General features: G+C 45.5%; 18 protein-coding genes, 1 tRNA gene and 3 pseudogenes. 6 read left to right on the forward strand and 16 right to left on the reverse strand.

Translation table 11 applies throughout. From position 1 onward, the window contains the following. Positions 1–22: 22 nt before the first annotated feature. Complete coding sequence (locus EC843_RS04285) at positions 23–388, reverse strand: copper resistance protein (RefSeq protein WP_133521695.1); 366 nt, start codon at positions 386–388, stop codon at positions 23–25. A 190-nt stretch (positions 389–578) separates the two neighbouring features. Here EC843_RS04285 and EC843_RS04290 point away from each other — a divergent pair. Further along, positions 579–654, forward strand: a tRNA-Asn gene (locus tag EC843_RS04290). A gap of 161 nt (positions 655–815) precedes the next feature. After that, positions 816–2,078, forward strand: coding sequence for an integrase arm-type DNA-binding domain-containing protein (locus tag EC843_RS04295; RefSeq protein ID WP_133521696.1), 1,263 nt, complete (start codon positions 816–818; stop codon positions 2,076–2,078). 14 nt (positions 2,079–2,092) lie between these two features. On the opposite strand, the pseudogene EC843_RS04300 reads toward EC843_RS04295, so the two are convergent. Continuing rightward, positions 2,093–2,398, reverse strand: a pseudogene (locus EC843_RS04300) (hypothetical protein); the annotation flags it as partial. Between the two features lie 502 nt (positions 2,399–2,900). Between EC843_RS04300 and EC843_RS04315 the strand changes: the two are divergent. From EC843_RS04315 to EC843_RS04330, 4 genes and pseudogenes are all read left to right on the forward strand, one after another. Then, positions 2,901–3,350: pseudogene (locus EC843_RS04315) on the forward strand (haloacid dehalogenase-like hydrolase); the annotation flags it as partial. 83 nt (positions 3,351–3,433) lie between these two features. Then, positions 3,434–4,002, forward strand: a pseudogene (locus tag EC843_RS04320) (site-specific integrase); the annotation flags it as partial. A gap of 5 nt (positions 4,003–4,007) precedes the next feature. Beyond that, the gene (locus EC843_RS04325; RefSeq protein ID WP_133521697.1) at positions 4,008–6,140 is read left to right on the forward strand and encodes an AAA family ATPase; all 2,133 of its coding nucleotides are present in this window, start codon (positions 4,008–4,010) and stop codon (positions 6,138–6,140) included. After that, entirely contained in the window at positions 6,133–7,809 is a 1,677-nt protein-coding gene (locus tag EC843_RS04330) for an ATP-dependent helicase (protein ID WP_133521698.1), read from the forward strand. The genes EC843_RS04325 and EC843_RS04330 overlap by 8 nt, the downstream gene beginning before the upstream one ends. 294 nt (positions 7,810–8,103) lie before the next feature. Here the strand turns inward: EC843_RS04330 and EC843_RS04335 are convergent, their stop codons facing one another. The 14 genes from EC843_RS04335 to EC843_RS04400 form a co-directional block, all read right to left on the reverse strand. Beyond that, positions 8,104–8,781, reverse strand: coding sequence for a CPBP family intramembrane glutamic endopeptidase (locus EC843_RS04335; protein ID WP_133521699.1), 678 nt, complete (start codon positions 8,779–8,781; stop codon positions 8,104–8,106). Next, positions 8,771–9,325 carry a DUF2913 family protein gene (locus EC843_RS04340; RefSeq protein ID WP_133521700.1) on the reverse strand — a complete coding sequence of 185 codons (555 nt, stop codon included), beginning with the start codon at positions 9,323–9,325 and terminating at the stop codon, positions 8,771–8,773. Before EC843_RS04340 ends, EC843_RS04335 begins: the two co-directional genes overlap by 11 nt. 163 nt (positions 9,326–9,488) lie before the next feature. Then, positions 9,489–10,847: a VasL domain-containing protein gene (locus EC843_RS04345; RefSeq protein ID WP_133521701.1), complete on the reverse strand. Its 1,359-nt coding sequence runs from the start codon at positions 10,845–10,847 to the stop codon at positions 9,489–9,491. A gap of 34 nt (positions 10,848–10,881) precedes the next feature. Then, on the reverse strand, positions 10,882–11,331 hold the full coding sequence (gene tssE / locus EC843_RS04350; RefSeq protein ID WP_133521702.1) for a type VI secretion system baseplate subunit TssE: 450 nt from the start codon (positions 11,329–11,331) through the stop codon (positions 10,882–10,884). Positions 11,332–11,985: 654 nt separating this feature from the next. Next, the gene (locus EC843_RS04355; RefSeq protein ID WP_133521703.1) at positions 11,986–12,348 is read right to left on the reverse strand and encodes a DUF6201 family protein; all 363 of its coding nucleotides are present in this window, start codon (positions 12,346–12,348) and stop codon (positions 11,986–11,988) included. Between the two features lie 216 nt (positions 12,349–12,564). Then, entirely contained in the window at positions 12,565–13,035 is a 471-nt protein-coding gene (locus tag EC843_RS04360) for a hypothetical protein (protein WP_133521704.1), read from the reverse strand. A 4-nt stretch (positions 13,036–13,039) separates the two neighbouring features. Further along, entirely contained in the window at positions 13,040–15,007 is a 1,968-nt protein-coding gene (locus EC843_RS04365) for a DUF3289 family protein (RefSeq protein WP_133521705.1), read from the reverse strand. A gap of 16 nt (positions 15,008–15,023) precedes the next feature. Next, on the reverse strand, positions 15,024–17,327 hold the full coding sequence (gene vgrG, locus EC843_RS04370) for a type VI secretion system Vgr family protein (RefSeq protein WP_133521706.1): 2,304 nt from the start codon (positions 17,325–17,327) through the stop codon (positions 15,024–15,026). Positions 17,328–17,331: 4 nt separating this feature from the next. Continuing rightward, entirely contained in the window at positions 17,332–17,856 is a 525-nt protein-coding gene (gene tssJ, locus EC843_RS04375) for a type VI secretion system lipoprotein TssJ (protein ID WP_133521707.1), read from the reverse strand. A gap of 44 nt (positions 17,857–17,900) precedes the next feature. Next, complete coding sequence (tssG, locus tag EC843_RS04380; RefSeq protein ID WP_133521708.1) at positions 17,901–18,983, reverse strand: type VI secretion system baseplate subunit TssG; 1,083 nt, start codon at positions 18,981–18,983, stop codon at positions 17,901–17,903. Then, positions 18,947–20,716, reverse strand: coding sequence for a type VI secretion system baseplate subunit TssF (gene tssF / locus EC843_RS04385; protein WP_133521709.1), 1,770 nt, complete (start codon positions 20,714–20,716; stop codon positions 18,947–18,949). Before tssF ends, tssG begins: the two co-directional genes overlap by 37 nt. A 34-nt stretch (positions 20,717–20,750) precedes the next feature. After that, positions 20,751–22,004 (reverse strand): hypothetical protein, encoded by a 1,254-nt coding sequence (locus tag EC843_RS24750; protein ID WP_243739113.1) that lies wholly within the window; start codon positions 22,002–22,004, stop codon positions 20,751–20,753. 25 nt (positions 22,005–22,029) lie between these two features. Then, the gene (tssA, locus tag EC843_RS04395; RefSeq protein ID WP_133521710.1) at positions 22,030–23,637 is read right to left on the reverse strand and encodes a type VI secretion system protein TssA; all 1,608 of its coding nucleotides are present in this window, start codon (positions 23,635–23,637) and stop codon (positions 22,030–22,032) included. 48 nt (positions 23,638–23,685) lie between these two features. After that, positions 23,686–24,549: a hypothetical protein gene (locus EC843_RS04400; protein ID WP_133521711.1), complete on the reverse strand. Its 864-nt coding sequence runs from the start codon at positions 24,547–24,549 to the stop codon at positions 23,686–23,688. Between the last annotated feature and the right edge of the window lie 28 nt (positions 24,550–24,577).

Consider the following 24,577-nt stretch of genomic DNA (forward strand, 5'->3'; position numbering starts at 1 on the left):
GGACTGTGTTAAACAGCCGTTTTCATTCACGGAATACGCAAAATCGCAGATGGACTCTGAGGGTGGGCGAGGAAAACTCACGAACGGGGACAATAGAAGAAGATTTCGGCTGCAATGGCACAAGCAGTGTCAGCAGCAGGCTGAAGATAAACAATGCACCTTCGAACAGCACTGGCGGCGCGGCAAGCAGCGATTTAGCGCTCAATTCACAAGGCGTAATGGGAGACGCTTTATCCGTATCGGTAACACCGTTTTGCGCCATCATCACGCTTTCGGCAGCTTTCATTTGCAAAGCATGCAGTCCCGCCATGCGCTGCGCGGTGCACACTAACACCACCAGACACGCCAGGAACAAAAACCACTTTGCAATTTGCTGCTGTTTTAACATGAATTCTTCACTCCATTTGAACCGCATATCTTAGCCCGTCGCCTCGGTTTGGCAACTTATGCGCTGTAAAGATATGTCTATGGCGTTTAATGACACGGTTTGCTTGTTTTATCAGCAAACGAACCAACCGCGTGATGAGAGGCTTTGACAAGCCTGAAACACCTCGCTAATATGCGCCCCGTTAACCGATTCCTCTGTAGTTCAGTCGGTAGAACGGCGGACTGTTAATCCGTATGTCACTGGTTCGAGTCCAGTCAGAGGAGCCATATTTAAGTTTTCATACATCTCCACGAATCCTTATGCGATTTAGATTCAACGAGTTAGTGTGAAAAGTCTTCCCGGTGCATTTTCATTTTTCCCTTCGCATCGGACAAGATTGGTGGTCTGATTTGGGGTCATTTCAGTTCGATTATGGAGTGACCACCCTATGTCTCTGAACGACACAAAAATACGCAGTCTCAAGTCTGTTGAAAAACCTTTCAAAGTTTCCGATTCACACGGCCTGTACCTCTTAGTAAATCCAGGCGGTTCACGTCTCTGGTATCTCAAATATCGTATCAATGGTAAAGAATCCCGCCTCGGCTTAGGCGCCTACCCCTATGTCTCTCTGGCGAATGCCCGACAACAGCGTGACGATATCCGTAAACTCCTTGCGCAAAATATCAATCCGGCTCAGCAACGTATCGCAGAGAAAGCCACTCGCTCCCCAGAGAAATCCTTTAAACACGTAGCATTGAGCTGGCATAAAAACAATCGAACCTGGTCAGAGAACCATTCCGCCCGCCTGCTTGCCAGCATGAATAATCATATCTTCCCTAAAATCGGGCACTTGCCCGTCTCGGAACTCAAAACTCGCCATTTTCTCGACCTGCTGAAGGGCATCGAGACAAAAGGTTTGCTGGAAGTCGCGTCCCGTACTCGTCAGCACCTGTGCAATATCATGCGGCATGCAGTTCATCAGGGGATAATAGAGAACAATCCAGCATCGAATCTCGAAGGTATCATCACAGCTCCGGTTAAACGCCACTACCCCGCCCTTCCCCTTGAACGACTACCTGAACTCTTGAGTCGTATTGATGGCTATCATCAAGGACGGGAATTAACCCGGCTGGCAGTAATGCTGACCTTACATCTGTTTATTCGCTCCAGCGAACTGCGCTTTGCCCATTGGTGTGAGATAGATTTCAGAAACAAAATCTGGACCATTCCAGCCACTCGCGAGGCTATCCCCGGTGTCCGCTATTCCGGACGTGGCGCGAAAATGCGCAAGCCGCATATCGTACCGTTGTCCCGGCAGGCCATCAGTCTGCTTCAAAAAATAAAAGACATTTCCGTCCATCAGGAATTGGTATTCCCTGGAGACCATAATCCTTACAAGCCAATGTGTGAGAATACGGTCAACAAAGCATTGCGCCTGATGGGCTATGACACAAAAAAAGACATCTGCGGTCACGGATTCCGGACTATGGCTTGCAGTAGCCTGATGGAATCAGGACTGTGGTCACTGGATACGGTTGAACGCCAGATGAGCCACCAGGAGCGTAACAGCGTCCGGGCCGCTTACATCCACAAAGCTGAGTATCTCGAAGCTCGCCGGACTATGATGCAGTGGTGGTCGGATTATTTGGACCGATGCAGAAAGGAATTCGTGCCACCCTATGTCTGGGGCCGTCAGAAACAGATGGTATGAGCCCTGGGATATAACTAATGGGTAATTTTGAAAAAGGGCTCAGCTAACGGGTAATGCCAGTCAGTTAAGCAACTGACTGGCATTTTCCAGGCTTTTCCACATTTACGTGGCCTTTCCTTTACCACTCTCGGGAAGGCCCTTTCTCTTCTTATCGGTAGTTGTAGCATCTACGCCATGCTCTCCATGTCCCGCATGAGTTCAGGGATTCGCCCCGGTGATGCACCCTGCAATGTCATCACCATTCCGCATGATTCAGAGAAGCTCAGCTGGTTCGGCCAGTAGCCCTTCAGGCTGTTCGCCATCTTTATCATCTGGTATTGGTGAAAACGAAGGCGTCGCCTTCGTGCCACGACGATTTGAGTTCATCCTGAACATACTGCGTCAGCATATTTGACGGCCCTGAAGACATCGTTCAGTTGCGAAGGATGTTGCGACAGTACCCACTGCTAGCTCAGTACTGAAATACACCAGATGATTCCCTTCGCTGCCTCGATATGAAAAATGACCTCGGCGTACTGAGTCGGGGCGAGCAGACCATGGCGACATTCTTCATGTCTGTCTGGACTGCTGAGAATGAAGGATTTGATTTTCTTGATGAGCAGGTTTGCTCGATACCAGCGCAAAACGCATAGTTATGACGTGGTTTGCCGATCCGTTCTGGCCGTAACGCTTTTCTCTGCTGATGCTCACCTGCGAAGGTGATAAAATATCAACTATCTTTCAAATTCATAACGATCTTAACGTGAATACTCCGACCCAGGCTGAAAAAAAGTCCTTCCCGTTTTTGATTTTGACAGAACGCTTACTCGGCATGATAGCTTTATACCCTTTCTGCGCTTTGCCTTTGGTAATCGATTTTTTACCCGCAGAGTAGTTAAACTCACCATGCCATCGATTCAATGTCTTCGTCGGAAACTGACGCGGGACGAACTCAAAGAGATTCTGATATCAACATTTCTCACCGGTATTGAGGAAAAGTGGGTCCAGGAGAAAGCTGAGCTCTATTGCAATCTTTACTTCGAACGTCTAATGCGAGCCTCTGGCTTGCTGGCCGCAGCTTCGGAGGTGTCTTAGGGAGTCGAGGTAACGCTATGTTCAGCATCACCGAGGCTTGTGCTTGGGCCGTTTGCCGAACGTCTTGGGGTCAAACTCATTGGCACTGAACTTGAAAGTGTGAATGGTATTCTGACCGGGCGTATTACCGGGCACAATTGTCGTTGCATACAAAAGATCAACAGGTTGGAATCTATTTACGGGTCACTGTATGCGTATTCCGCTCTATTCGATCACGTGTTCACATTGAACATCGATCAGGGATTCGCGGTGTTTTTCAAGGTAGTTGTCGCCTCTTGTAATCAAATCACTTCCCGTTCCTAAAAGCTGAAGAGATACCTGAGTTCTGCATGCCTTAGAGGGTTACACCGGTAGTAAGCTTGTCCAGATAGCCACGAAATTACTGATGATTACGGGCGTGAGAACTATCGAATTGCGCGCGGCATTATGGCAAAAATTTGATCTGGATAACGCTATTTGGGAAATTCCTGCTGAAAGGATGAAAATGCGCTGGCCGCATCTTGTGCCCTTATCGACTCAAGCGGTAGATTTACTCAATGAACTTAATATCATGGCAGGGAACTATCGTTATGTTTTTCCAGGGCGGAACAATCCGAACAAGCCAATGAGTGAGGCTAGCGTCAATCAAGTGATCAAACGTATTGGCTATGCTGGGAAGGTTACTGGTCATGGTTTTCAGCATACTTTCTCGACTATTCTTCACGATTACGATTTTGATACTACCTGGATTGAACTTCAGTTGGCTCATGTTGATAAAAATTCAAGTAGATGTACGTACAACCATGCTCAATATATAATTGGTAGAAAAAGAATGATGCAATGGTACTCTAACTTTATATTCAAGGTGTAAAATATATGTTTATCAAGACCCTCTCGTTAAGAAATTTTAGGAATTTTAAGGCAACATCTCTGTCCTTTAAAAAAGAATGTGTTAATACTATCGTTGGTGAAAACTCATCGGGGAAAACAAATATTTTTGAGGCGATGAGGCTTATACTTGACGATACTTTGCCATATTATAAACGATATCTTTTAGAAAATGATTTTCACCGAGGATTAGGGACTGCGTTTGGTCATTGGGTAATAGTTAGCTTGGAGTTTGATGAGATAGGGGGGGATGAAGAATCAGAGCTACTGTGTCAATTAAATACTACAGTTAATGGTGGTGGCACTGGGCGAATAACTTATATTTATAGGCCGCAACTTTATATCAGAGAGCAGCTTTTTAAACTGAATGAAATTGCAGATTATGAAGAGCGGAAGAGAGCATACCATACACTGAAAGAACAGTATTTAATTGATAAGACAACCTATGAATCTTTAGTGTTGTGCCAAGGTACTGCAGACTTTAGCGATGACCAAACATACTCTATTGTGGTTGGTGATTTTGATACGCTTTTACTTTCAGATCCTAAGCTAGAACGAATTAATTTAATTGGTAACAGACAACGTAATTATAATATACAGGATAATATCAGTTGTACTTATGCTCGTGCTTTGAGGGATGTGGTCAGTGAACTTAAGAATAATCGATTCAATCCATTTCAAAAACTATTAGAATATGTATCTAAAGGAATTGATAATGATGAAATTCTGAGCAGAAACATCAAGGATGTGAATGAAAAAATATCATCGATTAAAGAAGTAAAGAAACTTTCTGATGGGATATTATTATCAATAACTAATGCTGTTGGTACAACGTATTCACCAGTTTTAAATGTTACATCTGAATTACCCTGTGAACTCAAAGAATTGGTGAAGGTTTTACAACTAAAGGCAGGAGACTCACTTTGTGAAGGATATGTCTCCGAACTTTCAGAGATGAGTCTCGGAGGTGCAAATTTAATCTATTTGGCTTTGAAACTGTATGAGTATGAAGAGGGTATCAGTAAAAATCTTCTGGCTAATTTCCTAATAATAGAAGAGCCTGAGGCACATATCCATACGCATATACAAAAATCTTTGTTTAGCAATCTTAAAAATAATAAAACCCAGGTTTTTATTTCTACGCATTCAACCCACATCTCATCAGTATCAAATATTTCAACTACTAATGTACTTGTAAAAAATGGTCTTGAAACTATTTCATGCTCACCTTCCAATGGACTCGAAGAGGACAAGATTAATCGTATTGAACGATTCCTTGATGCTATAAGAACAGATATTCTTTTTGCAAAAAATGTAATTCTAATTGAGGGGGATGCAGAAGAAATATTAATCCCTCATCTCGTCAAAAATACTTTTGGCGTTACACTTGATGAACTTGGAATTTCATTGATATCTGTGCGGGGTACTGGATTTGAATTGCTGTCTTCATTGTTTCATATAGATCGGATTAAAAAGAAATGTGCAATTTTAACGGACGATGATATAAATCTGTATGGCGATAATAAGCCCGATTATTTATCACAAGAAGAATATAATAAAGCTGTAAAATCAGCAGAGTCTGGTGTTGCTCGTAAAGTCATCCTAGATGAAATAGTTGAAAATAACAATTTTATTCGTGCTTATTACTCTAAATTTACTTTTGAAATCGATTTAGTGCTGTCAGGAGCTGTAAGATATTTTGATCAGATAGCTGATGAATCATTTGAGAAAAAAGCATTTTATAGCCCATATCAAGAAGCGTTCTCATCTTCTGATAGACAAAAAATCGGTTGTTACGCTTTAAAGTTAGCAAATAAGCATAAAAAGGGTTGGTTTGCCATGATGCTGGCTGACAAGCTTGATGCCAATTTCCCTATCCCTGCGGCACTTTGTCATTCATTAGGATTTACTGGTGATTTTAATAAATTTACTCTTGCTAAGATGGTTAGATATCGTATGGAAGTCATTAAAAATAGAGATGGGAATGATTTGTTAAATGATATTCTTGGGCAGGATGATTTAGCATTTGTTATTGATAATTTAGATGCTTCCTTGGCAGTATTTAAAGAACATTGCCCTAATGATCCTTTAACTTTTTTGCTTGAGGTTCATTATGGATGATCAAAAGAGAGGATTGTTAAATATTAAAAGCAATCTATTGGTTAGCGCCTGCCCTGGGGCCGGGAAAACAAAGCTATTAATTGGTATGCTTGAGGATAATTTATATCATAATGAAGGTTTTCGTTGGCATATTGTGTTAACTCATACTAACGCTGCAGCTGATGAGATCTCTGGCAGGATAGACAATCTTAATATAGAGACTGAGAGAGTTTGGTGCGGTACTATCCATTCATTTCTTTTAGAGTGGGTTGTTAAAAAATACGCTGGAGCCATCCCACGACTCGTGGATGGATTTTCTTTGCTTTCAGAATACAAGCAAAGGAAAATAATCCAAAGTATAGAAATTGATAAAAAATTAGAAACAAGATTGCGTTATAATTGTGATGAGGAAGGAAATGCATTTGTTGAGCCATATTGCCATGTAGTGGATAGTAAAGACAAAGAGTTGCTAGTCATTCAAGAATATAATCGCATCAAAGAGGAAAATAAATACATTGATTTTGATGACATTATAAAATTAGGTGTTGGATTTTTTAATAAAAATTCAAATATATGCAAGCATCTTTCAAAGTTAATTGGAAATATTTACTTGGATGAGTCGCAAGACACTAGTTTAATCCAACTTAAAGCCTTGTCATATATAACTAGATATAACCGTGTTTCTGTTTTTATAGTTGGTGATAATGATCAGGCTATTTATCAGGATCTCGGAGTGTCTGTAAAAAACAAAGATATTCTTAAGTCTGAATTACAATTATCTGAATTAAGACATGAAACGCTGTCTGGTTGTTACCGATCTTCTAAATTACTGGTCAATTATTATAAAAAATATTCTGCTTCGCATAATGAAGTTATCTCTATGCGGGAAAGTGATGGTAGGTCACCTATTATAAAAGATATATCGCAAGATGAATTACCAAAAAGAATTTTTAATTTAATAAGCCAATATCACTCAAAATATAATGGTGTTGATGGTATAGCAATCATAGGCCCAGATAAGTACTATCTCATGCGTCTGATCAATGATTTATATGATATTTCTGAATGTTTTGTTTATGATTTTCAATCTACAAATCCACTTTATTGTGTTAGAAATACTGTTTTTTACGAGTTAATAAAGTTAGTTCTTCTAGATGTAAGTGTGATTAACTATCAAAGAAGACATTCTCTAGCAAGAAAAATAACTGACTCAATCCCTGAGTTAAGTCATCTAAGTCCATTACAGCTTAAACGTGATTTAAAAGAATTCCAATCTGTAAAAAATAATTTTATTTTATGGTTGAAAGAACTGTATGTCTTTTTAGAAGTGAAGTACCAAAAATCCATTAAGATAGAGACAGATTATAACATCTGTAGTGCAGCCGCTTCCGTAGCAAAACTTAAAGCTGGTATGGGGGCAATAAAAAAAATGATTAACAAAGATAAAAATGTTGTGTCTGTGTCTACAATTCATGGTTCAAAGGGCGAGGAATATGATTATGTAATCTCTATTGGATATCATGACAAAGTGGTTCCACATCAATCGTCCTATGATAAAGGAAATGATTATGCTCAAGATATTGCTAACAGATTAATGTATGTGGCTTTCTCTAGAGCAAAGGATTACATGAACATATTTATAGATGATCGAAAGGCGATTAGCCCTTTCTTTATTCGAGAATTGGACTGAAATTAAATAATTTGGCTTGTGAGAGTGCCTTTAGGTATATAAATAGAAATATAATACAGTTTTTCCCCAGAGCCGATCTCATATCCCCGCCACGCCTGAGCGCTTTATGAAGTGGTTTTCATGCAGCATAGACATGCACCCTCAACCTCTAAAGCGAAGCCAGAAAAATGCTTTGGAAAATTTTCTTTCGGAGTTTGTTAAGCGAAAATTTAAATTTGATTATGCGAAAGTACAAGCGATTTTCACTGGTTCGCGGGTAGGATCAGAATATCTCTTGAGAAACAAGCCAGAGGGTCAGTTCATAGTAAGTTGTATATACCCACCAGTTATGGCAACAGCACCTGCCAGAGAATGAAGCAACATGGGTAATAAAAGGCCATCGCTTTTAATTCTTGCATAACCTAAAACCAGCGAAAGAAGAATGAAAGAACCCTGAGTAGGCAAATCATACTGGGTATGTGTCATTGCAAACAATACAGCTGAGAATAAAATCCCCACCCATAAACCGTACCGCTCACCGATAACACAGCGTGACGCTTCTGGTATCAATCCTCTGAACAGTATTTCTTCAGCAACAGGAGCCATTATCAATGCCACAACTATTTTACCAATACATTCAATAACAGACACATTTAAATAGTTTGTGGTGAAATTTTGCTCTGGAAGCAGAAAAGAAAGGACTTGTATCAACACAACGATTAGCGCCAGTCTAATCCAGCTTGTACCTGGCTTGCCCAGCCCCATTCTATTCATTCCAGTATTATACATTAATCCCATAACTACCATGGCAATGAAAACAATTGCATACGAGAAAATAAAGTAATAGGAAAAATACTGACTGGTGATATGGGTAATGAAATTCTGTAAATTGAAAATGAAATATATACTAACAGATGAATTGCTTAAGCATTTAAACAAAACATAAGCCAGAAGTGCGAACAAAACAACAGACAGCCTTTGTTTAATCGTCAAGGTTCATCTCCACATTATTTGAACAGCGCAAAGTAACCTTACTTACACCTGCTTTATCCCTGGCGATTTTAAAGTTAAGCATGCACTTGCTTAATAAGTCGGGCAACCCTGAGTCATCACCTGTAAAATATAAATCCATGTCAGTAATCAGCTGGTCATCGCTATCGCTAAATGCGATATTAAGCGTCTCAAATGGAGTATAAACGGCAGACACTGTTGAAGGTTTACTCACGATGTTAATGATTTCGCTTAATGGGAGTAATACATCATTCCATCCCATTGATTTTAATGTCTCAATGAACAGCAAAAATCGGTAACGGTCGCTTTTATCCCCCAAATCACTTTGCCCAGATTGATGCAGAAAAGTAACTTTATTGAATAACTTTGCTGAAGCCCCATATGTCTCACCCTGATTAATTAACCAGAGAATTGTTTTAGCAACGGATTTAGGAAAAAGCTTCTTACGTTGTGCTTCTTTTAACCACTTCATGATCAGAATGTGTTTCTTTAGTTCCGAACCAGAACCTGACCGTTTTTCTTCCATGGCTATATGGACCAGAAGGCACCAGGACAAATGAACCTGTTCCTCGGTGATCTGCGTTTGATATTGTGGTGTCAAATCGTCTATCTCTTTGCTTAATCAGGAGCTTTAGTATCCCAATGCACAATCGAAATCGCAATACCATGCCTTAAAGGTATGACTTCCCCTACTCCCTGTTCCCGGTTGTGACAAGCATGTAGGAATTGTTCAACTGCCTGAGCTGTAAATCTGCCCGGTTTTGTAAGTCCCTGGACACTGGCTGGTTAGGCGTTGTTTGCAATTGCCTTATCAGCTCTTCGGCCGGGATGCTGTCATTGAATGACTTCGATATAGAGAACACCGCCGTTTTGAGCTCACTCACCGTCATGTACTTGCCCTTCTTTTCGTCCAGTTGGTTCAGTCTGTCCTGGAGCTTTTGAAGTTCAGTCACTCCCTGATACCACCCGCCAATGTTGGCAGCAGGCAAAGAATTCGCCGCTAACTTTGACTGCCAGTCTTTTGAAACCGTTTTTGACAGTTCGGTATCGGGGTAAAGATGGCGGGTTTGCTCGACCAGTTGAGAGCCATATTGCAACGGCCAGTTAGTCGGTATGGTGATGAGTTCATCCAGTCGGGTTTTTAATGTCTTCGCATAGCTATCACTGTTTGCTAACCATGCAGGTGAATCATGCCGTAGTTGATCAGCAACCGGAAGTGGCAAACTGGTTGGTAAAGCTGTGAGAGATGACATCACCGCCTCTTCCTCTGGATGGCTTAGCAATGTCGGCATGAATTTAAACGCGACGAGGCTCAATACCCCCGCCGTCAGCAACCCACTGAGGAATGCCAGACCGGGAGCGATTCGGGGTGTTGGTTTCTGCCTGACTTCGACATTAACCATTGGCTGAGTATCTACAACATATACCCAACGTGGACTGTTGTTCACTTCTGGCACAAAATCCTCTGCCCGTACTGGCAGCGTGACGTCAGTACGATGGCTTTCTAACTGGTCTGAGGAAGCATCGCTATTTTCAAGCCTGACTACAGCATTTTTCAATATTTGCCGTAGCACGTCCGTCCCGGCTGCATTGTGAAGCTCCAGACGTTGCAAGGCTTCACCTGTGGAGCTCAGTAATTTTTCGCTCTGGTACAGGGCTGGCAAATCGACTCTGTGAAATGACAGTGTCCGGAATTGCTGCTGGAGACGTTTACTCAGGCTACTGAGTATCTCCATACGGGCATGTGCCGATGCAGGCCACATCGCTGACCACTGATAACGTATCAGGGCATCAAGAATCGCCATGCCTTCATTGAATCCCTGTATACCTGCCAGTTGTGTTCTTGCCAGGGTAAACCATGCCGCCGTCTGGAGTTCGACACCATTGGTATCGAACAGATTTAATGCCAGTTTTTCAACATACTGCCAGTTAACATCTGGACGAGCGGGATGGGATAGTTTTGCGAGTTCATCACGTAATGCTGAGAAATCTGGCAGTGTGCGGGGATCGCTTCCTGTTTTAAGGTGGCGTTCGGCTGAATGGAACATTGTGAAGTCCGTATCGAATGAGGGTGTGGGGGAGTTAAATAAACTGGTGTTTTTCCAGATACTGCTGTTGTTTCAGATGCCTGAGCATCACCTTACCTTCAGGCATGAATTCAGTGCCGTACCGCACAAGCCCAATACCTTTCAGTTCGGCATCAATGGCGTAACGCAGCTCTCCAGGTACTTCCTGTTCAAGCAGTGTGACATTGAGCGACTGCAAACGAGGCTCATACTTCAGTAAAACGCCGGAAAGTGTATCTATCAGTTCATGGGCGGTTCCGGGCATGCCTTGCAGGATTTTAGTCATATCCGGCAAACCGAAATCGGGTAAATGAGAGATGGTCCCCGCACGAGAGTTTAATATCCGTTGGATATTATCCAGTACGGATAAAATAATCTGGTCCTCTTCATTTACCTGTTCGAGGGGAAGGTCACCTGTAAAATTGCCAGTGAGAATTTCATATAAGGAGGGAGATTTTGCACTCATGGAATGATGCCTATATTTTTAGTGTATTTTTTCATTTAACCAAGATATAAATAATGACAGAGATATAATGCAGGCAATGAATAATGACACGTTTCTGAATATTCCCACTTCAAAGAAGAGGTATATTGGATAAACAATGAGCAGAATGTATTTAAGTCGTCTTACTGCTTTGGATGTGTGTAACCCTGACTGTGACTTTCTCAACTGATTATTTGATGTGAAAATAAACAAATATGCCAAAAAAGCTGAGAAAACAAACAATAATGCCCTGCATGGCAAATCATCTTTAAAAATATCCATCCCCAGCAGCAGAGTTGAACCCACTCCTACAGTGATACCAATTGCTTGCCTGGAAATAGCAGTCGATATAAACACGCAAAATACAAGCAATAAATATACATAAAAATCATTGAGATTTGTTGATATATGTATTTTGTGAGGGGTGTAAAGTTGATAATAAATTAGTGAGAACGATAATGTGATAATTCTATAAATCATACAGGCTAACAAGCCAATTAGTAATTTTTTTAGTTGCATGTGCTTTTTTATATTTTTTCTCTTATCATACTTAAAGTTCTCTGTTGCAGAAAATAACTCCTGCAATGGGATAGGCTAATCATGTAACACCTCCCCATATTTTTTGATTGCTATGCTTCAGTTTATCTGGAAACTGTCATGTCCTGAATCGCCAGGATAGAAAAGTTCTTTTTTGTCACCATCCATAAATTCAATTGAGTCATAAGCACCCATTTCAGATGTACCATAGAATAATGAAGGTTTAAATATTACATTCCCTTCAATGTCATATAAAACGAAATAATAGTCTTCATCCTTTAAGTATTTATATAGAGAAAGTGGCGATATGACACCAAGATGATACACTATCACTTTGAAACTCTTACTGGAGTCAGTTATTTCAAATGCTTTTGATTCATCTTTAATAAACAACGTAGCAGGTAAAAACACCCAGCCTATGAATAGTACTATCAATCCCAAGTTCATTTTTTTATTTTTCATTGCAGCCGGGTTTCCTTACTGTGCAGTCGTTAGTCTCCAGAGAATAGCGTGACTGCCCATAAAAAAGGCAAGCCAATTATCCATCACTTCACTCTTTTACCGACACGAGGTTTATCCAGTCTCTGTAAAATCTTCAACCTCCCCGTCAAAGCACTGAAAGATGAGTTTCTACGGCGGATATTAATTAATGTTTATTGATTGTTAGTTTAGTTTAGTTTAATCAAGAAACTTCATATATATTTTTCCACCATTAATTTCACCAACAACATCTCCTCCATAGATTATTTTATCTACGCCGAGGTAAAATAATCTATCATCTTTAGATATACAATTACCAATAATACCTTTCAGGCATAACTGATAATCTCCAATCCAATATTGTAACTCTTTCTTATCATGTGGAAGTTCAGTCTTATTTTTTACAAAGAGTATATAGTCACAACTATCAACCAATGGGTTCCATTTTTTCAGTATTTTGTTTTGTTCATCTTTCCATAAAGATCTAAGCCCTGATTTTAGAAGTGGCACATGGTCTACAAGCACAATTGTAGATCTACACTCTCGCTCCCACACTGCATCATAGGATATATCCTGATATACATAGCTTACTTTTCCTGATCGTAAAAGAAAACAAACAATTATAAAAAGAATTAAACTTACAATAAAAAGTAACAACTTTTTCTTCATGGAATCATCCTTCTATTACGACATTAAAATTGGCTTCATTCACGAATGGCTTATAGCCATAATCTCTGAAGCGTTGGAGAATAAACCACGAACAAAACCACGAGGAATACTCGAAATATTTTCCGTTAACATCCCCAACATCTAGACCAAAATGGTCCTGAATTTGAAAAGATAAGCCAGCTTTAAACCCCTCATCTTTAATTATAAGATAGTCCAGATAAATTCTAGTTGAATATGTGTCATGTATAATAATCCCTAAACCGTTAAACCAATCCCAATCATCAAATTTTGGAAGTTTGACTTCATTTTTTATCAGACTTGTTAATCTTTTAAGATCTTCTTTGGAAAAACATCCATCTTGGTTATCAGATAGTAATTTTTTAATATATGACTTTATTTTACTAATGCATTCTTTCGTTGTTTTATGCTCAAGGAATGCTTTATTTATTAAGTCATGCTTCAAAATTCCACCTTCATTTTGTTTGAATTTATCAAGCATGATATTAATGAGCTTTGAGTATTCCCCCCAGGCAGTTAAAAATGCCATCGATTTCATATTATCGAAATGTGCATCTTCAGAAATATCAAAATTGAAACTCGTCAATTTTTTAATATTTCCCTGAGAAAGAATTTCTTCTTTCGTCATATCACCATAGCGCATATCATCATCAGTAAAGTCATTCATTTTTCTGGCGGTTTCAAAAATCAGCCGCCGTTCTGCTTTTTGTATCTGGGTAATGAACATTCGGGGTTCAAAGTGCCATAGCTGACCGCTCAGTTCTTTTTGAGCTTTAGCCGACAATTTATCGTAGAAACATAACGCTTTGATGTGCTCCCTGAGCTCTTCATATTCATCGTTATTCAGGGGGTCCGGAAGTTGCTCTGTTTTTGTTTTCACCCAGGAAAAACGCGTATCAAATGTCGAAAAATCCCATTCAAACGGGAATTTACAGACTGAATATGTCAGTGCATCTTTATTCTTGCCTTCCTTTTGTACTTCACTTTGCAACTGTTTAATTATTCCCGAGTTGCACTGACTATCGACAGTAACATCGTCATCAACCAGCATCCACCCTGCCCAGTCAGGAAGATCGGCTTCACTGTATGTCAGGATTTTGTTATCACTGACGTTCACCCATCCACTGCTACCTGGGATAGCCACTTTGACCCAATGACTGTACCCGTTATTATTTTTAAGCAAGTCAATCCCTTGTGGCTCACAGATGTAGTTTACTGCTATCACCACTCTACCGAGATATTCGTAAGTACCCGAGTCGTTTTTACGTAGCGTTTTTGTATCTCCGCTACTGTTAATAATGTAGAAGGCCTCAGATGTAAGGGTAAGTGGCGTACTGATTAAGTCTCGGGGAATAGCTCCATAGACTGACGTACCGGCCGGGAAATAATAATAATCTCCCCCATACACTGGTTTACGACGGGCAGGTTCACCTACGCTTACCCCCCCATGAACCCGTCCGCAAAAGGTTTCAAGCATTTTCTCATCGCAGAAAACCTGGAAATGAAAGGCATTTTTGCCATCCACACTTCCCGATGTACCCAGCACCTGTTCACGTTTTATACGTTTCCCGATATTTGACAGGATCTCCTGCCTTACCTGCTTCATATGCATGGTTAGGGAATAAAAATTAAACGGAACAGGATCTTCGCCAATCAGTATTTCATGACGAATTAGCACACAGCCATCATCAGTGTTTCCGTTATAAGCCAGCGGCGCTTTGTCTTTTTGTTCAGATGGATATCTGGCGTAGATGATAACACCTTCAGCTATCGCTCTAACCGGATTCGCCTGCGGAGCCATGTCACTATGGGGGATGTGTATACCGCCATGCCAAGCACCTACGGGGTTTACAGGAAAATTTCTATCTTCATCAACAGGCATGCAGCGCATTACCCAGTCAGAATAAAGTTCGTTCGTTGAACGAGGCAGCAAAATTGGTGGTGAAATATGCATGAATTACAGTCCTGACTTATGAGAATAATGTCTTTTTACCGGGGCCATCTGGCAAATCAGAAATAATATTGGGTAAAGAAGGGAAGTCCTGCTCCATAGCCGCCGCACCAGCAAACATCGTCCTTTTCACTTTACGGATATACGACGCTGTCGTGCCGTACTCCACCTTCCCCGCCTCCAGCTTAAGGTAACTGCCCCCACCAATCAGCGTGATGCGCTTCTTCCCGGTAAACGAGATGTCACTTTCTGAAGTAAACGTCAGTTTCTTCTCTGCAAACAGCCGCATGCTGGCGTTCTGGGCCTGCATGTCTATCGGACCTTCCCCTGCCTTAAGGCTCAGTTGCCCGGTGCGGGCAAACAGCCCCAGCTTCTCACCGGCAAGGGTGGTCATATTGCCCATCACACCGGCACTGATATCGCCCCCGGCATTGATGGCAACGTTTTTCGTGGCCGTCAGTTGCAGGTGTTCGCCACTGGTGAACGCTATTCCTTCAGGTGCCGAGAACAATAACGCTTCATTGAGCGGCTTCAGACGTTGCTCATACATCTGTATCTGGCTGTCGATATCCGCCTTCAGCGCCTGGGCCTGCTCTGCGGCCATTTCCAGCTGTTGCAGTTGCTGGTTCAGCTGGTCGATTTCTTTCAGGGCGGCGTCCATATCCAGCACCTTGCCCTGGGCTTTAGCCTGAGCATCCGCACTCACAAACAGTCCTTTACCTGCGCGGATTGTTCCCCGTTCATCGGTGCGTAACTCCGTGCCTTTGCCACGGGGCTGCGCCTTCTCATCCACCAGGTGGCCGGTGTTCAGCTGGGTTTTTCCGTACTCCGTCGCGAGCTTGATATGCTCTTCGCCGCGCTGGTCCTCCATCCGCAGCTTATTATTCGCCGGGGTTCTGAGGATATTGCGGGTGTGGTTATCGCGGTTCACGTGGTCGGGGTGCTCTGAGTCGTGCATCGCATGCGAAATATACGGCAGGTCGATATCACCATTGCCGTACGCAATCGCCACTTCTGTCCCGTCGATAAGCGGCGTATGCCAGCCGAGAGTGTCCCCTGAATACGGTTTCGCCATCCGCAGCCACAGATAGCCGTAACCCTGCTCTGACCCTTCCCGGTCAAAATCCAGCTTTACGCGGTAGCGGCCCTGTTCATCCAGGTGCGCATAAATAGCGTTTTTTTCACGGCTTTCAATTCGCGCTGGCAGGGTGCCGTGGATTTCCGGGCGCGGGATTTCCACCGGGCGGAAACTGTAGCGCTCGCTGTAGGGCATTCCTTCGACAGACACATGCAGCCGGGTATCACGGGCGGCATGGTAAGTGACCACGGTGATAATCACACCCTCTTTCAGGGCGCTGATGACCGCACCCTGCGACTCCAGCACCTGGCCGGGTGTCAGGCCGGAGGCGTTACTGTCGAGATGAATAAGGGCTGATTTATTCAGTTCGCGCTCGTGATGAATGCGGGCATAAAACGCTCCGCTTTCGGTTTCCGGCTCCGGGTCGGTGTCATCACCGGCTTCGCGGTAAGGGGCGGTGTAGCGGTAATGTTCCCCTGACATGCTGGCGTCCTGCCGCACACTCACTGCTGTATCCAGTGGGGTACTGGCGGTGCGGTAGTTGTAATCACGCGTGGCAACCGTGCCGGTGACCACATGGTTTGAGGTGCGCACATCCCACACCGACTCCGCCGCACCATCGTACAGTCCGGACGGCTCGCTGTACGGCAGGCGCACATCAAACTGATAGTTGAGCTGGCTGTCGGCAAAGAGGTAAACATCCATTTCCCGGGTGCTGTCCATCTCCGTGCGCCAGTAAATCCCCACTTCCGACAGAATGCGTTGGATAAACTCCAGGTCGGTTTCCCGCCACTGGGTGATGAGTTCACGTGGGGGATAGGTCCGCTCCAGGCGAAACTCAAAATCCGGCCCTTCCAGCCCGTGCTGACGCAATACCTGCTCCACCACTTCCGGCACGGACTGGTTCTGGAACACCGCACACTGGCGGGTGAAGGAGAGCAACGCCAGGCGGGAGCTCAGCGTCACTTTGTAATGCGACTGGTCCTGGGTGGTGGACAGCCATTCCAGACGGGTGATGATGCCATGGACATGTTTACCACTGCGCATCCGCAGGGAGGCATATTTCATCAGCACCTGATCCGGGGCAATGTTTGCCTGCGGAGTGGTAAATTCAATGTCCCAGCTAAACAGCTCGCTTAACGCTTCCCGCCCGGTAAAATTCAATACATCCGGCAGCACGGCGCTGTCGTTAATCTCCAGAGAATAGCGCGACTGTCCGTCAAAAAGAGCTAACCAGTTATCCATCACTTCACTCCTTTACCGGCACGAGGTTTAACCAGCCATCACCGAGCTCAATGGTGCGCGGTTTGTCCGGATCGAGGTCATCAAGGGTCAATACCTTCCGCCAGCGGTTGTCTTTCATATCCGGTCGGTTGAACAGGACAACTATCGCCACGAACTGCGCATTTTCATCCATCGGCATATTGAGTGACACGCTGCCGTTGGGCATCACCAGCAGCTCTTTTGACGCCAGCACATCCTCTTTGAGTACCGTATCGGCGTTACGCAGCAACGTCTGATAATCAGCAGCATCCACACCTTTACGGTCCTTGAGCTGATAGACCCGGACCATTGTCGCCAGTGGCGTCTGTGCGCCATCGGCATTGACGGCGGTACGCGGCGTGAAGTCCAGATGAAGGGTTTTAATGTGTTTATAGAAGATGGATTTCGTCAGACTGACTGTGCCATCCGTGACGGTCTGGGTCAGACCGCAGCCTGCAAGCAGACAGCAGGCGACAAGCGTCAGCGCCCACCAGCGGGTAACTGTTGCCATTCAGAAGTTCCTTAATTGAGAAGAAGTGGAGCGGGATGACATGCTTAATCGAAACGGTAGTGACCGTCTTCAGCCGGTGCCAGCACCTGGCATTGCAGCCCTTCATAGCAACCCAGACTGACGGTCAGGGTTTCACGGTTATTGCTGAGTTTGCCGTCTCTCATTCCGAGCAGACCGGTACGCCCCAGTTGAATACGTCGGCCTTTGCCCAGACGTGCCTCAGGTAACAAGCGCACTGGTACCGTCAGGCGTAACCGTGCATCACTGCGGTAGCCCAGATACACGCGCATCAGCACCAGCAGGTCGGTATGGATGTGACCGCCAGGTAACCAACCTTCTGCTTCCTCCGGATTGTCCGTGACCAGTGTCACCAGCACCCGGCTGCATGCTTCTTTGGCGGTTTTGCCCAGTGTCGCTCGCTGTGAAAGTCGAACACGGTTTCCAGCCCCTAACCCACTGCGGTTATCGATATGCACTTTGACCGGATCAGGTTCGGTGATCGTCGCCCGGGTATGCGGGGCCAGCAGGCTGACCAGTGCCCGGATACCTTCCGCATTGCGGGTGGGTAAGCGCATGGTGCCCAATAGCGCCAGAAAGCGGGATACCGGGGTAGCCACATGTTCAGCCGTACCCGGAATGCCAAGACCCACCAGCCCCAGCAGGCACTGGGAAGTGGCGTCACGGCCCCCGGCTTCAAACGTGGCCGGGTATGCATACTTGCGCCAGATACGGTAATACTGGGTGGTGATACGATGGCTGAAGATATCCAGAAATGAGGTAACGGCCTCATGCCCTTCCCGGCGCTGTGCAATATCATCGAGATAAGTACTGGGTAACGGTGAATCCACACCGTACATTCCCAGAAAAGTCGTGCGCACGGTCGGGGGACGTTCGGGATGATCTTCATCCGTCTCAACCGCTTTCAGGGTACTGACGGGGAATCCCATCCCCGGCCAGGGGCGAAAACGTACCGGATCACTGGCGGGGTGGCTGGTGGCCCCGAGCTTCGGTGAGTCAGGACTTTCCTGCTCCAGCAACTGGCAGAAACGGTAAAAATTGGCTCGCCAGATGTCCTTATTGAGGGCGAATGTCAGCCCGGTACGTGCTGGCTGTGAAATTCTTTCCATCTCAGTCGTTTCCCTGTCGGTTGCAGCACCAGCGTGAGCTGGTTAAAGAGGTGAATATCCGCATACAGCGCGAAGAAGCGATGCAGCATTTCGCCAAAGAGATTCACATCCCCCTCACCTGCAAAATTATCCATGTTCAGCGTGACCTCGATATCCACGCCCCGCAGCATAAAGCCCTTCTCGAAGCGTCGGATAAGCGTGTGTTTCACCGCGACAATGGCTTCAAGGCGACGGCGGTTCATCTCATCGTCGGTCCAGTCATACAGGGCCAGCGTCCCCCGCAGCACTTCAGGATTGTCCATCATGCTGAGGAAGTTTGAGCCCAGATGACTCATGACCCGCCAGTGGAAACGGTCACTGGCCGGTGGATACAGCGGCATTGTCGGTGCGGAAACGTTCAGCACCCGGACCGGAACTTTCCCCGCCTTCACCACCCTGTCCAGCAAGGTACTTTCCAGTGCCTTACGCGGGAGCTGGCCGTTGGTGCCGGTGATCCGCATCGAGAGTGATTCGGGTTTCTCAGACAGCTGATCCAGTTCGAACGAGCGGCCACCGAGAATAAGCCAGGTGTCATAAAGGCCCGATGCCCCGCGTTTGACCCGGGTATGGAAATAGCGCTCGGGCGCATCGTGACGCATCATGCCGCCCCGGTGCCGGAAGCTGGTGAACGGCACATACTGGTGTTTGCCAAGTTTCACCGCACCATGGATGTTATCGACGCTGTAAATCTCAGTGTGGCCGTCCTGAAGACGCAGCGGCCGCAGCAGGTATTCGTTATCCAGCGGGTTAAGCGTCAGCGGGTCGGCTTCGAGCGTGAAGAGGTTGATAACCGGCGCACAATGCAGGCGGAAGTTCGCGGTCTCAAACGGCAGATCGGATGACCAGGCTTCACTGAGCACGATGTCGATTTCAAACCAGGTACTGGCCGCATTCAGCCCGATGGTTTCAAGACCCCGCAGCTCAACAAACATAAACTTCGGACGGAAGCTGAAGTATTCCAGCAACAGCTGATAACCACTGAAGGCGGAATCCGCTTTCTTCCACAGGCCATCATGGTCATCAAAGCCCATCGGCTTGCACCAGCCATCAAACTGATGGCGTTCGGTGCGGGTTCCGGCGTGACGGGCATACATGGCATGAACGCGACGGGTCATCGCCAGATGCAGGGCGGAGCTGACCGGGCTTTCGGCATTGAGAAAAATGGCGACTTTGTCGATCCCGGCCTTGCTCCAGTCCACTTTTTCCGGGCATTCAAAACGCAGGCGGATGGCAGAACGTCCATCGGTTTCGGTATGAAGACGCGCATCTGCAAGGTGCAGGGGTTGCAGAGGCACATCCCGCGTGGTCCGGTACTGGCAGGCGGTTTTGTGTGGCCCCACCGGACGCGAGAGAACCGAGAAACCTTCAGCCAGCGTTTCCGCCTGGCGAAGACTTTGCCACGCGGGAGAAAACTCAACGATAGCCAGGGATGGAATGGTCCGCATGTAGTGCGGCCACAACAGGCTTACCAGCCCTTCGGTCAGCTCCGGCAGGTCATCATCGAGCTTTTCGCGCAGTCGCCCCATCAGGAAGGCAAAGCCTTCAAACAGGCGTTCTACATAAGGGTCACGTGCGCCGGGTTTATCCAGATTAAGCATTGCCGCCCGGTCCGGGTGCGCCCGGGCAAATTCTTTACCGGCCTCACGCAGGTAGCGCATTTCGGCCTCAAAATAGCGCAGGGTTAAGTCATCCATATAAATTATAAATCCCGCTTCATTGACATTTTATTTAGTTAGGTTCTTTTGCTATGTATATTTCTGATTTGAAATCATCTTGATAATAATATGAATAAACGGAAAGAATTAGATCCTCTCCATCATATTTTATATAGAATGGGTCCAGAATACCTTCTACGGGAATGATTCGTTTTGTTGTTTTTTTGTCAATGTCGGTTTTCCAGATACAACCTAATGCTCCGGTATTGTCAAAGTAAAATGTATTGCTATCATCCCCCCAGACATATTGCCGGGTATATGCAAAAGCATCGTCAGTGATCGAATTGTCAGCCATGTCCGCAAAAACATTCAAACCCTGGTCCGGTCGGTTGGCTGGAAATACGTACATACCTTCTTCTGGGTCTTTAACGTTACCATCACTTGAAGCAAGTCGCCATTTGCTATCAGGCGATATAAATGAAGCATTGCACTCTGAAGTACCACAATAACCAATCCATGGCATCGTTTTTTTTGTCAGTGCATCTGCTTGTTCGGGGGAAATGTCTGAAATGCTTTTCCCCCCATCTGGAGATACAAACAAATAATGATATTCTTTATGTGAATCACTCCCAACAGTAAAGTAGGCTAAAGCGTTTCCTTGAGCATCTCTGGTGCGGGATATTATATCTACATCACCATCATATTGTTGAATGATTCGAGGGCTTGTATCTTCCGCAAGCTCTACGAGAAGTGTAATATCTTTATCTTGATACCGTCCGCTAACAGAAATATAAATGTACAAATCATTTTTAATTTCCTGGTATGTTAGTACCGACGATATATTAATGCCTTCAAGATTAATTCCGCCTTCAAAACTATCAGATGAAAATATTTTTTTTACAAGCCATGGTGAGTCGGTTATTGTAAATCCTGACTTGGTCTTAATTGGGGCATCGAGTACTTCATCCAGCTTGTCGCCTTCGCGGTTGAAAATATCATTGATATTTTGGAGGTTGTTGCTTGCTGCCAGGTTTTTATTGCGAATTAAATAACTGTCAGTAATACAGGTTACATCACCCTGACAACTGTTTCTTTCTTTTAGCCATTTATTTTGACGCTCAGCCAGGCGTCCATGGCTTAAAGAACTGTCATAGGTTGTTTTGAAAAAATTGTTAAGAGCACTGTCAAGTCCTGATAAATACTCATTGCTACATATCGTTTTTTCTGTCGGTGATAAATTTGCAAGGGAACAATCAAATCCCGCAGATAATGCGACCTTGCTACCAGAAAGAAGGCATAAAGTCAGAGCAATAACTCGATAACGCATAATATTCCTTTTTTTCCATTCCATATTACGGGCAAAGCACCATGGCACGGGCCGGGTCGATAGCAATCAGACCTGCCAGTAGCGTATCCATCTCAGGCATCAGTCGGGCTTTATCACTTTCACTGCGACCGGCTTTCATACGCAGAAGCTTCAGACGGCGAGCCTGCACTTCAAATAACAGGCCCGGCTCCCAGTCGCCCAGCGTCAGTTGTGGGGCACTGGCGGTCAGCTCCCCCAGCAAATGCAGCGCCATTTCATTCCGGCCGTACTGCTCAGCAACCCGGGCCATCAGCAGACGCACCAGCCAGCGCTGCCGGGGAGTGTCCAGCCCCGGTCGGGACTGAAGCCAGGCCAGTGCCGACTCGGGCCCTTCACTGTCTCCTTTCTCCATCGCTTCGGATTCAAGTAACAGCACATCGTCTCCCTGTCCGTTGGCTACCGTTGCCGGTTCATCTCCGAACATCCGGGCTTCGTCATTCACTTTTTCGGCTATCCAGCCAGTGGTCACCTCATCGGCAAACGGGGTGCCATCATTCCAGGCCAGCCCTTCCAGCCCCGGCATACGCTTCAGGAACAAGCGCAGATCCAGCAGCACGGAATCTGACCAGCTCTCCCATGGTTGACCCGCATGACTGAGCCCTTGCCAGAGATACCACTGAAGGTCGAGCCAGAAATGGTTTACCCCTTCGCAGTACATCTGACTGGCCTGCTCCACCAGCTCAGCCCAGTTTTTTTGCAGGTACAACCGTTTCAGCTGTGCCCGGTATTCCGGTTTCGGCGGAACCAGTCGGGAACGGCCACTGCTGTCCAGCGGGGGGATTTGATCGACCGTATCCCAGCGTACGGTTTTCATCAGCCGGTGGGAGGCCAGCCAGCCCTGTGGTTGCTCACCCAGCCAGCGGGAAAGTAACTTTGCCTGATCAAGTAAATCGCGTCCGGATTTGACGGTTGTGAGTTGTGGCGACTGAGAAAGGACTGATTCATGGCCGGATTCATGGGCACTGCTGTTCTGAGGGATCAATGCATCCATCCCACCGGAACGTGCCAGACGATTTTCAAGCGCCGAGCAGAGTCCGGCAAAAGACGGTTTTTCATTTTCAGGCCATTCAGAGACGGCATTTGCCAGCAGACTGATCGCTCCAGCAATGAGCGCGGCATCATCCCGTTCGACTTCCGGCCAGAGTGAGAGCGTATCCAGCAATTTTGTACTGCTGAGCCACTCCAGCGCGGCTTTCCGGGCAACAGGGCGCTGAGGATGGCAACGTTTGCCGTAGCGGGAGAGCATCGCCACCATCAGCAGCAAACCTTCCGCCAGTCCTTTCTCTCCGTCGCGGCTCAGTCGGGCCTGGATGTACCAGGTCACCACGCGGATATCTTTGGCACTTTCGCAAAGACACTTTTCCGCCAGCGCACACAGTTGCTCAGGGTCTGTGCCGGAGAGCTTATTAATCTCTTCGCGCATCAACTGGAAGCTGTCGTCATACGCCGGATCATCTCCGGTTTCCTGCTCAGGACTGAATGGCAACAACCAGTTATCCCAGAGAGGAAGAGCATCGGATGCCCGGGCAATGAGGTTCTGCTGATCTTGCTGATGGGTCGTGCATGCGGATAACAGGGCTTCCGGTGAACTCATTCTTTTTCCCGTGAATAATGGATTTGCAATAGTGGCTACATTCGTTAGTTATTGTTTGGGGCAGTCAGCACCATAATCAGAGACTGTAAAATCGTCGCCCACCGTCATGACATTCAATGAGGCTCCCCCTTCACGTTTGTAATCAAAATTACAGAATCCAAAGCCCGTACCTGAACATGAATTAACTTCGGTTACGCCTTCATCATTTAACTGCCTGGCTCTGGTATCACCTCTATCGGCTTCGACTTTTTCAGGTATCCATCCATAATTTATGAGTGCTTTTCTAGCGCTCTTGATATCTTTTCCAAAAATGTTCGGAACCGGTGCTGTGCCCTCACAATAGGGCTCTAAAGGTGCCACGGGTTTAACACGAGCCACTTTACCGTCATAGATCAAATCAGCGACCGCTGTCATACCCGGGAAAAACTCTCGCAGCCGAAAAGTATTCACCAAATTGGTTTTGGAAACAGCGCCCAGAATTGAATAAGAGTCATCAGTAATTTCATCTCCATAAATAAGAGCCTGAAGGATCCCTTTATTAAAAATGGCAACGTTGCCATTTTTGACAAAGCAGGAACCGCTTGTACCTTCCTCACCTTTGCTGAAGAAACCCACAATAGTTGTATTCCCACTGGATACCTCATCAATGACTTTCCAGCCCTGCGTTGACACAGATTTTCCTTCCCCGGTTTGCGGGGGATCACGGTCACAATTTAATGCCTGCTCTTCAGTCGTTAATTCCGGAGGTGCTGAGGGCAATTTGTCTGTTGCGATGATATGCAGGCCATTCACCGTTGAAGAAACCTGAAGCCCATCTGCCGCAGCGGTTGTTGAAAGAAAGATGGGTGAAATAATGAGGCATAGAATGCCGGATATATTTCGGATAGAGCGCAGTACATTAATGTTTGCCATAAATATCGTCTGGGTATCCCTGAATGTT

It is taken from the genome of Buttiauxella sp. JUb87 (assembly GCF_004361975.1).
Taxonomy (GTDB): domain Bacteria; phylum Pseudomonadota; class Gammaproteobacteria; order Enterobacterales; family Enterobacteriaceae; genus Buttiauxella; species Buttiauxella ferragutiae.

Excerpts from the sequence above, each read along its gene's own strand:
- tssF (WP_133521709.1), bottom strand. The coding sequence starts at position 20,716 with ATGGATGACTTAACCCTGCGCTATTTTGAGGCCGAAATGCGCTACCTG.
- EC843_RS04285 (WP_133521695.1), bottom strand. The coding sequence starts at position 388 with ATGTTAAAACAGCAGCAAATTGCAAAGTGGTTTTTGTTCCTGGCGTGT.
- EC843_RS24750 (WP_243739113.1), bottom strand. The coding sequence starts at position 22,004 with ATGCGTTATCGAGTTATTGCTCTGACTTTATGCCTTCTTTCTGGTAGC.
- EC843_RS04355 (WP_133521703.1), bottom strand. The coding sequence starts at position 12,348 with ATGAAAAATAAAAAAATGAACTTGGGATTGATAGTACTATTCATAGGC.
- EC843_RS04360 (WP_133521704.1), bottom strand. The coding sequence starts at position 13,035 with ATGAAGAAAAAGTTGTTACTTTTTATTGTAAGTTTAATTCTTTTTATA.
- EC843_RS04365 (WP_133521705.1), bottom strand. The coding sequence starts at position 15,007 with ATGCATATTTCACCACCAATTTTGCTGCCTCGTTCAACGAACGAACTT.
- EC843_RS04340 (WP_133521700.1), bottom strand. The coding sequence starts at position 9,325 with ATGGAAGAAAAACGGTCAGGTTCTGGTTCGGAACTAAAGAAACACATT.
- EC843_RS04325 (WP_133521697.1), top strand. The coding sequence starts at position 4,008 with ATGTTTATCAAGACCCTCTCGTTAAGAAATTTTAGGAATTTTAAGGCA.
- EC843_RS04330 (WP_133521698.1), top strand. The coding sequence starts at position 6,133 with ATGGATGATCAAAAGAGAGGATTGTTAAATATTAAAAGCAATCTATTG.
- tssG (WP_133521708.1), bottom strand. The coding sequence starts at position 18,983 with ATGGAAAGAATTTCACAGCCAGCACGTACCGGGCTGACATTCGCCCTC.
- tssA (WP_133521710.1), bottom strand. The coding sequence starts at position 23,637 with ATGAGTTCACCGGAAGCCCTGTTATCCGCATGCACGACCCATCAGCAA.
- tssJ (WP_133521707.1), bottom strand. The coding sequence starts at position 17,856 with ATGGCAACAGTTACCCGCTGGTGGGCGCTGACGCTTGTCGCCTGCTGT.
- vgrG (WP_133521706.1), bottom strand. The coding sequence starts at position 17,327 with ATGGATAACTGGTTAGCTCTTTTTGACGGACAGTCGCGCTATTCTCTG.
- EC843_RS04345 (WP_133521701.1), bottom strand. The coding sequence starts at position 10,847 with ATGTTCCATTCAGCCGAACGCCACCTTAAAACAGGAAGCGATCCCCGC.
- tssE (WP_133521702.1), bottom strand. The coding sequence starts at position 11,331 with ATGAGTGCAAAATCTCCCTCCTTATATGAAATTCTCACTGGCAATTTT.
- EC843_RS04295 (WP_133521696.1), top strand. The coding sequence starts at position 816 with ATGTCTCTGAACGACACAAAAATACGCAGTCTCAAGTCTGTTGAAAAA.
- EC843_RS04400 (WP_133521711.1), bottom strand. The coding sequence starts at position 24,549 with ATGGCAAACATTAATGTACTGCGCTCTATCCGAAATATATCCGGCATT.